Below are 14327 nucleotides of genomic sequence, written 5' to 3'. Positions count from 1 at the left end.
CAACGTTGGCCATCCGGACTGGTTCCGTTCGCGCGCATGACGGGCCTGCAGCCGCGCGGGCGCAAGCCCGTCATGCGCGTGAACGACGGATAAAAAAAACCGCCCAGTCGAAACTGGGCGGTTTCAGCGACAGCGTAGCGAGGCGGCTCGCGCCGCCCGCGCTTACTCGGCTGCCGGGTGCTGTTGCGGCTCTTCCGCAGCAGGCGTGCTCGGCGTGCCGAAATCGAACGCCTCTTCCGCTGCGATCTGGTCGAAACGCTCGCGATCCGACGACTCCTTGGCCTTGCGCGCCTTGTGGAACGCCAGACCCGTACCGGCCGGGATCAGACGGCCGACGATCACGTTTTCCTTCAGGCCGCGCAGATCGTCGCGCTTGCCCATGATCGCCGCCTCGGTCAGCACGCGGGTCGTTTCCTGGAACGATGCCGCGGAGATGAACGAGTCGGTCGACAGCGACGCCTTCGTGATACCGAGGAGCACGTTGTCGTACGACGCCGGACGCTTGTCTTCGGCGATCATGCGGTCGTTCTCGTCCAGCATGTCCGAACGCTCGACCTGCTCGCCCGGGATGAAGCGCGTATCACCGTTGTCGGTGATCTGCACACGACGCAGCATCTGGCGAACGATCACTTCGATGTGCTTGTCGTTGATCTTCACGCCCTGCAGACGGTACACGTCCTGCACTTCGTCGACGATGTAGCGCGACAGCGCCTCGATACCCTGCAGACGCAGGATGTCGTGCGGATCGGCCGGGCCGTCCACGATCATTTCGCCCTTGTTGACGACCTGGGCGTCGTGGACCAGCACCTGCTTTTCCTTCGCGATCAGGAACTCGTGCTGATTGCCCTCGAGGTCCGTGATGACGAGACGCTGCTTGCCCTTCGTGTCCTTGCCGAACGACGTCGTGCCGGTGACTTCCGCGAGAATGCCCGCATCCTTCGGCGAACGCGCTTCGAACAGTTCCGCCACCCGCGGCAGACCGCCGGTAATGTCACGCGTCTTCTGCGCTTCGGTCGGGATACGTGCGAGCACTTCACCCACCTGCACCTGCTGGCCGTCCTTCACGGTGATCAGCGCGCCGACCTGGAAGCCGATCTGCACCGCGTGCTCCGTGCCCGGGATCTTCACTTCGTTGCCGTTCGCGTCGAGCAGCTTCACCTGCGGACGCACGCTCTTCGAAGCCTGCGAACCGCGGCGCTTCACGTCGATCACGACGAGGGTCGACAGACCGGTCACGTCGTCGATCTGCTTCGCGACCGTCACGCCTTCCTCGACGTTCTCGAACTTCACCGTACCGCCGTACTCGGTGATGATCGGACGCGTCATCGGGTCCCACGTCGCCAGCTGCGTGCCGGCCTTGATCGCCGCGCCGTCGAGCTGCAGCAGCGTCGCGCCGTACGGGATCTTGTGACGCTCGCGCTCGCGGCCGAAATCGTCGGTGATCAGCGCCTCGCCCGAACGGGAGATGACGATCTGCTCGCCCTTCGCGTTCGTCACGTAACGCATCGTCGCCGTGAAGCGCAGGATACCGTTGCTCTTCGCTTCGACCGACGAAGCCACTGCCGCACGCGATGCCGCACCACCGATGTGGAACGTACGCATCGTCAGCTGCGTGCCCGGTTCGCCGATCGACTGCGCCGCGATCACGCCGACCGCTTCGCCGACGTTCACGAGCGAGCCGCGGCCGAGGTCGCGGCCGTAGCAGGCCGCGCACAGGCCGTAACGCGTTTCGCAGGTCAGCGGCGTGCGCACGCGCACTTCGTCGATGCCGAGGCGCTCGATGTCTTCGACCGCGGTCTCGTCGAGCAGCGTGCCCGATTCGTACAGCGTTTCCTGCGTTTCCGGATTCACGACGTCCGCCACCGCGACGCGGCCGAGGATACGGTCGCGCAGCGCTTCGACGACTTCACCGCCTTCGACCAGCGCCTTCATCGCAACGCCGTTCGACGTACCGCAATCGTCCTCGACCACGACCAGATCCTGCGTCACGTCGACGAGACGACGCGTCAGGTAACCCGAGTTCGCGGTCTTCAGTGCCGTATCAGCCAGACCCTTACGTGCACCGTGGGTCGAGATGAAGTACTGCAACACGTTCAGGCCTTCGCGGAAGTTCGCGGTAATCGGCGTCTCGATAATCGAGCCGTCCGGCTTCGCCATCAGGCCGCGCATACCGGCCAGCTGACGAATCTGCACCGCCGAACCCCGGGCGCCCGAGTCGGCCATCATGTAGATCGAGTTGAACGATTCCTGGCGCGTCTCGTTGCCGTCGCGGTCCGTCACCGGCTCCGTCGACAGCTGCTCCATCATCGCCTTGCCGACCGCTTCCGACGTCGCCGACCAGATGTCGACCACGTTGTTGTAGCGCTCCTGCGCGGTGACGAGACCCGACATGTACTGGCGGTCGTACTCCTTCACCTTCTTCGCGGCGTCGCCGACGATCGTTTCCTTCTGCGGCGGCACGAGCATGTCGTCGACGCAGATCGAGATGCCGGCGCGCGTCGCGAGACGGAAGCCCGACTGCATCAGCTGATCGGCGAACACCACAGTCGCGCGCAGACCGCACTTGCGGAATGCCGTGTTGATCAGGCGCGAGATTTCCTTCTTCTTCAGCGGCTTGTTCAGCACCGAGAACGGCAGGCCGTGCGGCAGGATCTCCGACAGGATCGCGCGACCGACGGTCGTCGCGTACAGCGTGATCTTCGGCACGAACGCCGGCGCGCCTTCCGACGTGTCTTCGTTGTGGACCATTTCGGTGATCCGCACGTTGACGCGCGATGCGAGCTCGACTTCCTTGTTCTCGTACGCGCGGAGCACTTCCGACACGCCGGTGAACGACAGGCCCTCGCCCTTCGCATTGATCGCCTCGCGGGTCGCGTAGTACAGACCCAGCACGATATCCTGCGACGGCACGATCGACGGATCGCCGTTGGCCGGGAACAGCACGTTGTTCGACGCGAGCATCAGCGTGCGCGCTTCCATCTGCGCTTCGAGCGACAGCGGCACGTGAACGGCCATCTGGTCACCGTCGAAGTCGGCGTTGAACGCCGCGCAAACGAGCGGGTGCAGCTGAATTGCCTTACCTTCGATCAGCACCGGCTCGAATGCCTGGATACCGAGACGGTGCAGCGTCGGCGCACGGTTCAGCATCACCGGGTGCTCGCGGATCACCTCTTCGAGGATGTCCCACACGACCGGCGTCTGGTTCTCGACTTCCTTCTTCGCAGCCTTGATGGTCGTCGCGACGCCCATCACTTCCAGCTTGTTGAAGATGAACGGCTTGAACAGCTCGAGCGCCATCAGCTTCGGCAGACCGCACTGGTGCAGCTTCAGCGTCGGGCCGACCACGATGACCGAACGGCCCGAGTAGTCGACGCGCTTGCCCAGCAGGTTCTGACGGAAACGACCGCCCTTGCCCTTGATCATGTCGGCGAGCGACTTCAGCGGACGCTTGTTCGCGCCCGTCATCGCCTTGCCGCGGCGGCCGTTGTCGAGCAGCGAGTCGACGGCTTCCTGCAGCATCCGCTTTTCGTTGCGGACGATGATTTCCGGCGCCTTCAGCTCGAGCAGACGCTTCAACCGGTTGTTACGGTTGATCACGCGGCGGTACAGGTCGTTCAGGTCCGACGTCGCGAAACGGCCGCCGTCCAGCGGCACGAGCGGACGCAGTTCCGGCGGCAGCACCGGCAGCACTTCGAGGATCATCCACTCGGGCTTGATGCCCGAGCGCTGGAATGCCTCGAGGACCTTCAGGCGCTTCGCGTACTTCTTGATCTTCGCTTCCGAGCCGGTGTTCTTCAGCTCGGTGCGCAGCGTCTCGACCTGCTCGTCGATGTTGATCGCGCGCAGCAGCTCACGCACGCCTTCCGCGCCCATCTCGGCACGGAATTCGTCGCCGTATTCCTCGACCTTGTTGTAGTAATCCTCTTCGGTCATGATCTGCCGCGCCTTCAGCGGCGTCATGCCCGGTTCGATCACCACGTACGCTTCGAAGTACAGCACGCGCTCGATGTCGCGCAGCGTCATGTCGAGCACCATGCCCAGACGCGACGGCAGCGACTTCAGGAACCAGATGTGCGCGACCGGCGAGGCCAGCTCGATGTGGCCCATGCGCTCGCGGCGCACCTTCGCCAGCGTGACTTCGACGCCGCACTTCTCGCAGATCACGCCACGGTGCTTCAGGCGCTTGTACTTGCCGCACAGGCACTCGTAGTCCTTGATCGGCCCGAAGATCTTCGCGCAGAACAGACCATCGCGTTCCGGCTTGAACGTACGGTAGTTGATGGTCTCCGGCTTCTTCACTTCGCCGAACGACCACGAACGGATCTTGTCAGGCGAAGCCAGACCGATCTTGATCGCGTCGAAAACTTCTTCCTGTTGGACTTGCTTGAATAGATCGAGCAGAGCTTTCATTGCTTTCTCTCCGTAGTCCGATTAATTGCGGTCGAGATCGATATCGATACCGAGCGAGCGGATTTCCTTCACGAGCACGTTGAAGGATTCCGGCATGCCTGCATCGATGACGTGATCGCCCTTGACCAGGTTCTCATAGACCTTGGTCCGGCCGTTCACGTCGTCCGACTTCACCGTCAGCATTTCCTGCAGCACGTAGGACGCGCCGTACGCTTCGAGTGCCCACACTTCCATTTCACCGAAACGCTGGCCACCGAACTGCGCCTTACCACCCAGCGGCTGCTGCGTGACGAGCGAGTACGGGCCGGTCGAACGCGCGTGCATCTTGTCGTCGACCAAGTGGTGCAGCTTCAGGTAGTGCATGTAGCCGAGCGTCACGCGACGTTCGAACATTTCACCCGTGCGGCCGTCGTACAGGCGGACCTGGTTCTTCGACGGGTTCATGCCGAGCTGTTCCGCGATGTCGTCCGGGAACGCGAGGTCGAGCATCTTGCCCATTTCTTCCTCGGTCGCACCGTCGAACACCGGCGTTGCGAACGGCACGCCTTCGCGCAGGTTCTTCGCGAGTTCGAGAATCTCGTCGTCGGTGAAGCTTTCCAGATCTTCCTGGCGGCCCGACTCGTTGTAGATCTTCGTCAGGAACACGCGCAGTTCCTCGATCTTCGCCTGGCGCTGCAGCATTTCGCCGATACGCCAGCCGAGGCCCTTCGCGGCCCAGCCGAGGTGCACTTCCAGAACCTGACCCACGTTCATCCGCGACGGCACGCCGAGCGGGTTCAGCACGACGTCTGCCGGACGGCCGTCGGCCATGTACGGCATGTCTTCGATCGGGACGATCTTCGACACGACACCCTTGTTACCGTGACGGCCTGCCATCTTGTCGCCAGGCTGCAGACGGCGCTTCACCGCGAGGTACACCTTGACCATCTTCAGCACGCCCGGCGGCAGTTCGTCGCCTTGCGTGAGCTTCTTGCGCTTCTCTTCGAACGCGAGGTCGAACTGGTGACGCTTCTCTTCGATCGAGTTCTTGATCGCTTCGAGCTGCACCGCTGCCTCGTCGTCCGCCAGGCGGATGTCGAACCAGTGGTAGTGATCGAGGTCTTCCAGGTAAGCCTGGTCGATCTTCGTGCCCTTCGCGAGCTTCTTCGGACCGCCGTTCGCGACCTTGCCCACGAGCATGCGCGCGAGACGCTGGAACGCGTCGCCTTCCACGATGCGCAGCTGGTCGTTCAGGTCGAGACGATAGCGCTTCAGTTCGTCGTCGATGATCTGTTGCGCACGCTTGTCGCGCTGGATGCCTTCACGCGTGAAGACCTGGACGTCGATCACGGTACCGCTCATGCCCGACGGCACGCGCAGCGACGTGTCCTTCACGTCCGATGCCTTCTCGCCGAAGATCGCGCGCAGCAGCTTCTCTTCCGGCGTCAGCTGGGTTTCGCCCTTCGGCGTGACCTTGCCGACCAGCACGTCGCCCGCTTCGACTTCCGCACCGATGTACACGATGCCCGATTCATCGAGACGGCCGAGCTGGACTTCCGCCAGGTTCGAGATGTCGCGCGTGATTTCTTCCGGCCCGAGCTTCGTGTCGCGTGCAACGACGTTCAGCTCTTCGATGTGGATCGACGTGTAGCGATCGTCGGCCACGACCTTCTCCGAGATCAGGATCGAATCCTCGAAGTTGTAGCCGTTCCACGGCATGAACGCGATCAGCATGTTCTGGCCGAGCGCGAGCTCGCCCAGGTCCGTCGAGGCGCCGTCGGCCAGCACGTCGCCGCGCGAGACCTTGTCGCCCATCTTCACGATCGGACGCTGGTTGATGTTCGTGTTCTGGTTCGAACGCGTGTACTTGATCAGGTTGTAGATGTCGACACCGACTTCACCTGCGACCGCTTCGTCGTCGTTCACGCGAATCACGATACGGCCCGCGTCGACATAGTCGACGACGCCGCCGCGGAACGCCTGAACCGTCGTGCCCGAGTCGACCGCGCAAGTGCGCTCGATGCCCGTACCGACGACCGGCTTCTCCGGACGCAGACACGGCACGGCCTGACGCTGCATGTTCGAGCCCATCAGCGCACGGTTCGCGTCATCGTGCTCGAGGAACGGAATCAGCGAGGCTGCGACCGACACGATCTGCGACGGCGCGACGTCCATGTACTGGATGCGGTCCGGCGTGACCATCATCGTTTCGCCGGCTTCACGCGACGACACGAGTTCGTCGATCAGCGTGCCGTTCTCGTCGATCGCGGCGTTCGCCTGCGCGATCATGTAGCGGCCTTCCTCGATCGCCGACAGGTAGTCGATCTGGTCGGTCACCTTGCTGTCCACGACCTTGCGGTATGGCGTCTCGAGGAAGCCATACTCGTTCAGGTGCGCGTACAGTGCGAGCGAGTTGATCAGACCGATGTTCGGACCTTCCGGCGTTTCGATCGGGCACACGCGGCCATAGTGGGTCGGGTGCACGTCGCGGACTTCGAAGCCTGCGCGCTCGCGCGTCAGACCGCCCGGGCCCAGTGCGGAGACACGACGCTTGTGCGTGATTTCCGACAGCGGGTTGGTCTGGTCCATGAACTGCGACAGCTGCGACGAACCGAAGAACTCGCGGATCGCCGACGAAATCGGCTTCGAGTTGATCAGGTCGTGCGGCATCAGGTTTTCGCTTTCGGCCTGGCCGAGGCGTTCCTTGACCGCGCGCTCGACGCGCACGAGACCCGCGCGGAACTGGTTTTCCGCCAGTTCGCCGACGCAACGCACGCGACGGTTGCCGAGGTGGTCGATGTCGTCGACTTCGCCCTTGCCGTTGCGCAGCTCGACGAGGATCTTGATCGTCGCGAGGATGTCGTCGTCCTGCAGCGTCATCGGGCCGACGATTTCGTCACGGCCGACGCGGCGGTTGAACTTCATACGGCCGACCTTCGACAGGTCGTACGCTTCTTCGCTGTAGAACAGGCGGTTGAACAGCGCCTCGACCGCTTCTTCGGTCGGCGGCTCGCCCGGACGCATCATGCGATAGATCGCGATGCGCGCGGCCGTCTTGTCGGTCGTTTCGTCGACACGCAGCGTCGACGAGATGTACGGGCCCTGATCCAGATCGTTCGTGTAGAGCGTCTGGATGTCCTTGATGCCCGCTTCGCGCAGCTTCTCGAGCACGCTTTCCGTGATCTCGTCGTTCGCGTTCGCGATCACTTCGCCGGTGTCGCCGTCAACGACGTTCTTCGCCAGCACGCGACCGAGCAGGTAGTCTTCCGGCACCGAGATGAACTTGGTCTTCGCGGCGTCGAGATCGCGGATGTGCTTCGCGTTGATCCGCTTGTCCTTCTGGACGATGACCTTGCCGTCACGATCCGTGATGTCGAAACGCGCGACTTCACCGCGCAGGCGCTCCGGCACGAACTCGAGTTGCGCGCCTTCGTCCATCAGCGTGAAGTTGTCGAACACGAAGAAGTTCGCGAGGATCTGTTCCGGCGTGAGGCCGATCGCCTTCAGCAGGATCGTGACCGGCATCTTGCGGCGACGGTCGACGCGGAAGTACAGGATGTCCTTCGGATCGAATTCGAAGTCGAGCCACGAGCCGCGGTACGGAATGATCCGTGCCGAGAACAGCAGCTTGCCCGAGCTGTGCGTCTTGCCCTTGTCGTGTTCGAAGAACACGCCCGGCGAACGGTGCAGCTGCGAGACGATCACACGCTCGGTGCCGTTGATGACGAACGAGCCCGTCGGCGTCATGAGCGGAATTTCGCCCATGTACACTTCCTGCTCCTTCACTTCCTTGACGACCGGCTTGTTCGGCGATTCCTTGTCGAGGATGACGAGGCGCACCTTCGCGCGCAGCGCGGAACAGTACGTCAGGCCCCGCTGTTGGCATTCCTTGATGTTGAACGCCGGCGAGGACAGCGCGTAGCTCACGAACTCGAGACGCGCGAAGCCATTGTGCGAAACAATGGGAAATACGGATGTGAACGCGGCCTGCAAACCCTCAGGCTTGCGTTGCGCCGTCAGCACATCAGCTTGCAGAAACGTGCTGAATGATTCAAGCTGGGTGGCCAGCAGGAAAGGAACTTGGTGAACGATGGGGCGCTTCGCGAAACTCTTGCGAATACGCTTCTTCTCGGTGAAGGAATAGTGCATACGATCTCCGAATCACGGCGGGTGCTATCGAGGCGGAATACCTGGACGTGTCAAACCCGAGTGTTCACCGACTGAGACCCGATGGCCGTCCGACGGCTTGAACGAGCCGAGAAGCTTGGTGGTTGGCCGCTACCAACCGCTGGCTGACGGCAGCGGATGCCTGTGTTGCCCGCTACCCGACCAAACTTGCCTTCTGCAGTCGCTTCAGAAGACAAAGAGAAACGCCAATCGCAACGATTCGACGGTTATCTTTGGCTTCTGGGGGCGTTTATTCGGGCTCCCAAAAGAGTGCCAGAATAACGTCCCCACAAAGCACAAAAAGGCCGGCGGTGGAAATACCGCCAGCCTTCGCACAGCGCGTCGGAACTTACTTGACTTCGACCTTCGCGCCTGCTTCTTCCAGCTTCTTCTTGGCTTCTTCAGCAGCAGCCTTGTCGACGCCTTCCTTGACGGGCTTCGGTGCACCGTCAACCAGGTCCTTCGCTTCCTTCAGGCCCAGGCCCGTCAGTTCGCGAACTGCCTTGATGACCGAAACCTTGTTGCTGCCTGCTTCAGCCAGAACGACCGTGAATTCGGTCTTCTCTTCAGCAGCAGCAGCAGCGCCGCCGCCTGCCGGGCCAGCGACTGCAACAGCAGCTGCCGACACGCCAAACTTCTCTTCGAACGCCTTGACCAGTTCGTTCAGTTCCAGAACGGTCATCCCTTCGACTGCTGCCAGGATGTCTTCTTTTGCGATTGCCATTTGAAATACTCCTAAATTGAATACGGATACAGCCAGCGATCAGTGACGCTGATGTGCGTTCGATTACGCAGCTTCTGCTTGCTTCTTCTCAGCCAGCGCGGCCAGAGCGCGCGCAAAGCCGGAAACAGGCGATTGCATAACGAACAGCAGCTTCGAGAGCAGTTCCTCGCGGCTCGGGATGCTTGCCAGCGCTTGCACGCCAGCCTGGTCCATCACCTTGCCATCGAACGAACCAGCCTTGATGACCAACTTGTCATTGCTCTTGCTGAAGTCGTTAACGACCTTCGCAGCGGCAATCGCATCTTCCGAGATGCCGTAGATCAGGGGGCCAGTCATCTGCTCTGCCAGCGGAGCAAAAGGCGTACCTTCAACGGCGCGGCGCGCCAGCGTGTTCTTCAGAACGCGCAGGTAAACCTGTTGCTCACGCGCTTTCGCGCGCAGCTTGGTCAGATCGCCAACCGCAATTCCACGATACTCAGCCAGCACAACGGTCTGGGCCTTCGCGACTTGCGCGGCAACCTCAGCGACGACGGCTTGCTTGTCTTCTCTATTAAGCGGCACGGTTAGCCTCCAGAAACGATACGTTCGGCTTGCCGGTATGGCGCAACCTCGCGTACCTCGTTCAACAACGGCGTCCGACTCGTTAGGAGTATTTCCACCTCATGCCGCGAATCGCTTCGCGGCCTGCGGCTTCACCACTGCAAAACTTTTTCGGGTTCGCCATCTGCGTTGGCTTGAATTAAGGGATCGCCTGACTGCTGCTCTCCCACCAACGGTCTTTGATAACCGGTTGCCCGCCTACTCCGCGAACAACCGCCCAAAGCCCTTAGGGCCGCTACGCGACGCGAAGCGGCCCGAATTTCTTGCTTACTGCGCGGCCAGCGTAGCCTGGTCGACACGCACGCCGACGCCCATCGTGCTCGACAGTGCGATCTTGCGCAGGTACACGCCCTTGCTCGTTGCCGGCTTCGCCTTCTGCAGCGCTTCGATCAGCGCCGACAGGTTCGAACGCAGCGCGGTCGGCTCGAACGATGCACGGCCGATCGTTGCGTGGATGATACCGGCCTTGTCGACACGGAACTGAACCTGACCAGCCTTCGCGTTCTTGACGGCGGTCGCGACGTCCGGCGTCACGGTGCCGACCTTCGGGTTCGGCATCAGGCCGCGCGGGCCGAGGATCTGGCCCAGCGTACCGACGATACGCATCGTGTCCGGCGAAGCGATCACGATGTCGAAGTCCATCTGGCCAGCCTTGATCTGCTCTGCCAGGTCTTCCATACCGACGATTTCCGCGCCTGCTGCACGTGCTTGCTCAGCCTTCTCGCCTTGCGCGAACACGGCAACGCGAACCGACTTGCCCGTACCTGCCGGCAGAACGACCGAACCACGAACGACCTGGTCCGACTTCTTCGCATCGATGCCGAGCTGGACTGCGACGTCGATCGACTCGTCGAACTTCGCGCTGGCGCATTCCTTCACGAGCGACAGAGCGTCTTCGATCGCGTACAGCTTCTGACGATCGACCTTGGCGGCAAATGCCTGGCGGCGCTTGGAGATCTTAGCCATTTACACACCCTCCACGGTGATGCCCATCGAGCGTGCGCTACCAGCGATGGTGCGAACGGCTGCGTCCAGATCAGCTGCCGTAAGGTCCGGCATCTTGGTCTTCGCGATTTCTTCGGCTTGAGCGCGCGTGATCGAACCGACCTTGTCGGTGTGCGGCTTGCTCGAGCCCTTGTCCACCTTCGCCGCCTTCTTGATCAGGACGGTCGCCGGCGGCGTCTTCATCACGAACGTGAAGCTCTTGTCCGCGAATGCCGTGATGACCACCGGCACCGGCAGACCCGGCTCCATGCCTTGAGTCTGCGCGTTGAACGCCTTGCAGAACTCCATGATGTTCAGGCCGCGCTGGCCCAGTGCCGGACCGACCGGCGGCGACGGGTTGGCTTTACCTGCAGGGATCTGCAGCTTGATAAAGCCGACAATCTTCTTTGCCATTTGAAAACCTCGTTGGAACGCCAAGCGACGTTCGGTGAGTGATAACGCGCGTTCGCCGATCGGCTACTGACGCTCCTCAACAGCCATGACGCGGGCCGTAAGCGCGAAGGTGGGCAGCCGAGGCTGCCCACCGAATCGGGATCAAACTTTTTCGACCTGGCCGAACTCGAGCTCGACCGGGGTAGCGCGACCGAAGATGGTGACCGACACACGCACACGCGATTTTTCGTAGTTCACTTCTTCGACGGTGCCGTTGAAATCCGTGAACGGGCCTTCCTTGACCCGAACCATCTCGCCGACTTCGAACAGGGTCTTCGGGCGCGGCTTCTCCACGCCTTCCTGCATCTGCGACATGATCTTCTCGACTTCCTTGGGGGAAATCGGCGTCGGGCGGTTACGCGCACCGCCGACGAAACCGGTGACCTTCGCGGTATTCTTCACGAGGTGCCACGTTTCGTCCGTCATTTCCATTTCCACCAGCACGTAGCCGGGGAAGAAACGACGCTCCGTCACTGCCTTGTGGCCGCCCTTGACTTCGACCACTTCTTCGGTCGGAACCAGGATCTGACCGAATTTGTCCTGCATGCCGGCACGTTCGATGCGCTCTTGAAGCGCACGTTGCACGCTCTTCTCCATGCCGGAGTAGGCGTGCACAACGTACCAACGCTTTCCGCTCGGGGATGCCGGAGTATCGCTCATATCATTTCCAACCCAGAATCGCCGAGAAAATCACCCACTCGATGGACTTGTCACTCAACCAGAGGAAAATCGCCATCACGAGCACGAAACCGAACACGACGAGCGTGGTTTGCGTTGCTTCCTTGCGGGTGGGCCAAACGACCTTGCGGACTTCCTTGTACGAATCCTTGGCAAATGCGATCAGGCTCTTGCCAGGCGCCGACATCAGACCGACGGCCACGCCGGCGATCAACCCTACCGCCAATGCGGCACCGCGGACATACCACTCCTGACCGCCCAGCCAGAAGAAGCCCACGAATCCGGCCAAGACCAACAATACGCCCAGGGCCAGCATCAGCTTATCGCCGGAGGTATTTACAGTTTCGACGGATGGATTCGCCATAACACCTTAAAACAAATGCCACGTAGGACACGTGGCGATTTTTTGGCAGGGGCAGAGGGAATCGAACCCCCAACCTTCGGTTTTGGAGACCGACGCTCTGCCAGTTGAGCTATACCCCTAGACCATGTTGGGACTGGCTGATGCCAGCCCCAAAACTGTCGATCAACGAATAACTGGCTTACTCGATGATCTTGGCGACGACGCCTGCGCCGACGGTACGGCCGCCTTCGCGGATTGCGAAGCGCAGACCTTCTTCCATCGCGATCGGCGCAATCAGCTTCACCGTGATCGACACGTTGTCGCCCGGCATCACCATTTCCTTATCCTTCGGCAGCTCGATCGAGCCCGTCACGTCCGTCGTACGGAAGTAGAACTGCGGACGGTAGTTGTTGAAGAACGGCGTGTGACGGCCGCCTTCGTCCTTGCTCAGCACGTACACTTCAGCCGTGAAGTGCGTGTGCGGCGTGATCGAACCCGGCTTCGCCAGAACCTGGCCGCGCTCCACGTCTTCACGCTTCGTGCCGCGCAGCAGGATACCGACGTTGTCGCCTGCCTGACCTTGGTCCAGCAGCTTGCGGAACATTTCCACGCCCGTGCAGGTCGTCTTCACCGTCGGCTTGATACCGACGATTTCGATTTCTTCGCCGACCTTCACGATGCCGCGCTCGACACGACCCGTCACCACCGTACCGCGACCCGAGATCGAGAACACGTCTTCCACCGGCATCAGGAACGCGCCGTCAACCGCACGCTCCGGCGTCGGGATGTACGTGTCCAGCGCGTCGGCCAGGCTCATGATCGCCACTTCGCCCAGCTCGCCCGTGTCGCCTTCCAGCGCCAGCTTGGCCGAACCCTTCACGATCGGCGTGTCGTCGCCCGGGAAGTCGTACTTCGACAGGAGTTCGCGAACTTCCATCTCGACCAGCTCGAGCAGTTCAGCGTCGTCCACCATGTCGCACTTGTTCAGGAACACGATGATGTACGGAACGCCAACCTGACGCGCCAGCAGGATGTGCTCACGCGTTTGCGGCATCGGGCCGTCTGCTGCCGAGCAAACCAGGATCGCGCCGTCCATCTGCGCCGCGCCCGTGATCATGTTCTTCACGTAGTCAGCGTGGCCCGGGCAGTCGACGTGTGCGTAGTGGCGGTTTGCCGTTTCGTACTCGACGTGCGCGGTGTTGATCGTGATACCACGTGCCTTTTCTTCCGGCGCCGCATCGATCTGGTCGTATGCCTTCGCTTCGCCGCCGAACTTCTTCGTCAGCACGGTCGTGATCGCCGCCGTCAGCGTCGTCTTGCCGTGGTCAACGTGACCAATCGTACCAACGTTCACGTGCGGCTTGGTCCGCTCGAATTTTTCCTTGGCCATTTTCAACTCCCGAAAGGAATTTCACATGTTGCGCCGCGCGCAAACAGACACTGACTATACTGCTGGTGCCCATGGGCAGGATCGAACTGCCGACCTCTCCCTTACCAAGGGAGTGCTCTACCACTGAGCCACATGGGCGATTTCATGCTTCAACTGCACAGACTGGAGCGGGTGAAGGGAATCGAACCCTCGTCGTAAGCTTGGAAGGCTTCTGCTCTACCATTGAGCTACACCCGCACGGGCCACTAACGATTCCCTACCGCTCTCTGCGTTGATGTCTTGGTGGAGGAGGTTGGATTCGAACCAACGTAGGCGTAAGCCAACAGATTTACAGTCTGCCCCCTTTAGCCACTCGGGCACCCCTCCGTAGAGAACTGACGATTATGGGGGTGCATCGAACCTTTGTCAAGCGCACCGCGAAGATTATTTTCATTCTCTTCACCAGCACCTGACTGATACGCCCCAAGCCCCTCACCGACGCCGCGTCGAGCGAAACCGCCCTCGCAAACGACGAAAGTCACACCTGGCGCACCGATGCACGCATCTTCGTCAGATTCCGACCGTTCCGTCGCAAACCAGAGTTCACGCCGAAAAATCAG

Annotated in this window: 9 protein-coding genes and 4 tRNA genes; all 13 read right to left on the bottom strand. The window is 61.5% G+C overall.

Features of this window, described 5'->3' with window-relative positions; translation table 11 throughout:
- Nucleotides 1-162: 162 nt before the first annotated feature.
- Entirely contained in the window at nt 163-4410 is a 4248-nt protein-coding gene (gene rpoC / locus B7P44_RS01560) for a DNA-directed RNA polymerase subunit beta' (protein ID WP_084899892.1), read from the bottom strand.
- Between the two features lie 21 nt (nt 4411-4431).
- Nucleotides 4432-8538, bottom strand: a complete 4107-nt coding sequence (gene rpoB, locus B7P44_RS01555) for a DNA-directed RNA polymerase subunit beta (RefSeq protein ID WP_084899890.1) — start codon at nt 8536-8538, stop codon at nt 4432-4434.
- Nucleotides 8539-8905: 367 nt separating this feature from the next.
- A complete protein-coding gene (gene rplL / locus B7P44_RS01550) occupies nt 8906-9280 on the bottom strand; it encodes a 50S ribosomal protein L7/L12 (protein WP_010092951.1) in 375 nt (124 codons plus the stop codon).
- 63 nt (nt 9281-9343) lie between these two features.
- Nucleotides 9344-9841: a 50S ribosomal protein L10 gene (rplJ, locus tag B7P44_RS01545; RefSeq protein WP_084899887.1), complete on the bottom strand. Its 498-nt coding sequence runs from the start codon at nt 9839-9841 to the stop codon at nt 9344-9346.
- A 306-nt stretch (nt 9842-10147) separates the two neighbouring features.
- A complete protein-coding gene (rplA, locus tag B7P44_RS01540) occupies nt 10148-10846 on the bottom strand; it encodes a 50S ribosomal protein L1 (RefSeq protein ID WP_006482906.1) in 699 nt (232 codons plus the stop codon).
- Complete coding sequence (gene rplK / locus B7P44_RS01535) at nt 10847-11278, bottom strand: 50S ribosomal protein L11 (RefSeq protein ID WP_006753591.1); 432 nt, start codon at nt 11276-11278, stop codon at nt 10847-10849. It abuts the gene before it with no gap.
- Nucleotides 11279-11419: 141 nt separating this feature from the next.
- Nucleotides 11420-11977 carry a transcription termination/antitermination protein NusG gene (nusG, locus tag B7P44_RS01530; RefSeq protein WP_006765424.1) on the bottom strand — a complete coding sequence of 186 codons (558 nt, stop codon included), beginning with the start codon at nt 11975-11977 and terminating at the stop codon, nt 11420-11422.
- Between the two features lies 1 nt (nt 11978).
- Nucleotides 11979-12359, bottom strand: a complete 381-nt coding sequence (gene secE / locus B7P44_RS01525; protein ID WP_084899884.1) for a preprotein translocase subunit SecE — start codon at nt 12357-12359, stop codon at nt 11979-11981.
- 43 nt (nt 12360-12402) lie between these two features.
- A tRNA-Trp gene (locus B7P44_RS01520) sits at nt 12403-12478 on the bottom strand.
- 59 nt (nt 12479-12537) lie between these two features.
- Entirely contained in the window at nt 12538-13728 is a 1191-nt protein-coding gene (tuf, locus tag B7P44_RS01515; RefSeq protein WP_006482910.1) for an elongation factor Tu, read from the bottom strand.
- A gap of 63 nt (nt 13729-13791) precedes the next feature.
- A tRNA-Thr gene (locus B7P44_RS01510) sits at nt 13792-13866 on the bottom strand.
- Nucleotides 13867-13891: 25 nt separating this feature from the next.
- Nucleotides 13892-13965, bottom strand: a tRNA-Gly gene (locus B7P44_RS01505).
- 43 nt (nt 13966-14008) lie between these two features.
- Nucleotides 14009-14094: transfer RNA gene (locus B7P44_RS01500), tRNA-Tyr, on the bottom strand.
- Nucleotides 14095-14327 lie beyond the last annotated feature (233 nt).

The organism is Burkholderia ubonensis subsp. mesacidophila (assembly GCF_002097715.1).
Classification (GTDB): Bacteria; Pseudomonadota; Gammaproteobacteria; order Burkholderiales; family Burkholderiaceae; genus Burkholderia; species Burkholderia mesacidophila.
The sequence above is the reverse complement of the archived record's forward strand: the minus strand, read 5'-3'. Positions and strand labels throughout refer to the sequence as shown.

What these genes read in the sequence shown, in the direction of transcription:
- rpoC (WP_084899892.1), bottom strand. Translation starts at nt 4,410, where the DNA reads ATGAAAGCTCTGCTCGATCTATTCAAGCAAGTCCAACAGGAAGAAGTT.
- rpoB (WP_084899890.1), bottom strand. Translation starts at nt 8,538, where the DNA reads ATGCACTATTCCTTCACCGAGAAGAAGCGTATTCGCAAGAGTTTCGCG.
- rplL (WP_010092951.1), bottom strand. Translation starts at nt 9,280, where the DNA reads ATGGCAATCGCAAAAGAAGACATCCTGGCAGCAGTCGAAGGGATGACC.
- rplA (WP_006482906.1), bottom strand. Translation starts at nt 10,846, where the DNA reads ATGGCTAAGATCTCCAAGCGCCGCCAGGCATTTGCCGCCAAGGTCGAT.
- rplK (WP_006753591.1), bottom strand. Translation starts at nt 11,278, where the DNA reads ATGGCAAAGAAGATTGTCGGCTTTATCAAGCTGCAGATCCCTGCAGGT.
- nusG (WP_006765424.1), bottom strand. Translation starts at nt 11,977, where the DNA reads ATGAGCGATACTCCGGCATCCCCGAGCGGAAAGCGTTGGTACGTTGTG.
- secE (WP_084899884.1), bottom strand. Translation starts at nt 12,359, where the DNA reads ATGGCGAATCCATCCGTCGAAACTGTAAATACCTCCGGCGATAAGCTG.
- tuf (WP_006482910.1), bottom strand. Translation starts at nt 13,728, where the DNA reads ATGGCCAAGGAAAAATTCGAGCGGACCAAGCCGCACGTGAACGTTGGT.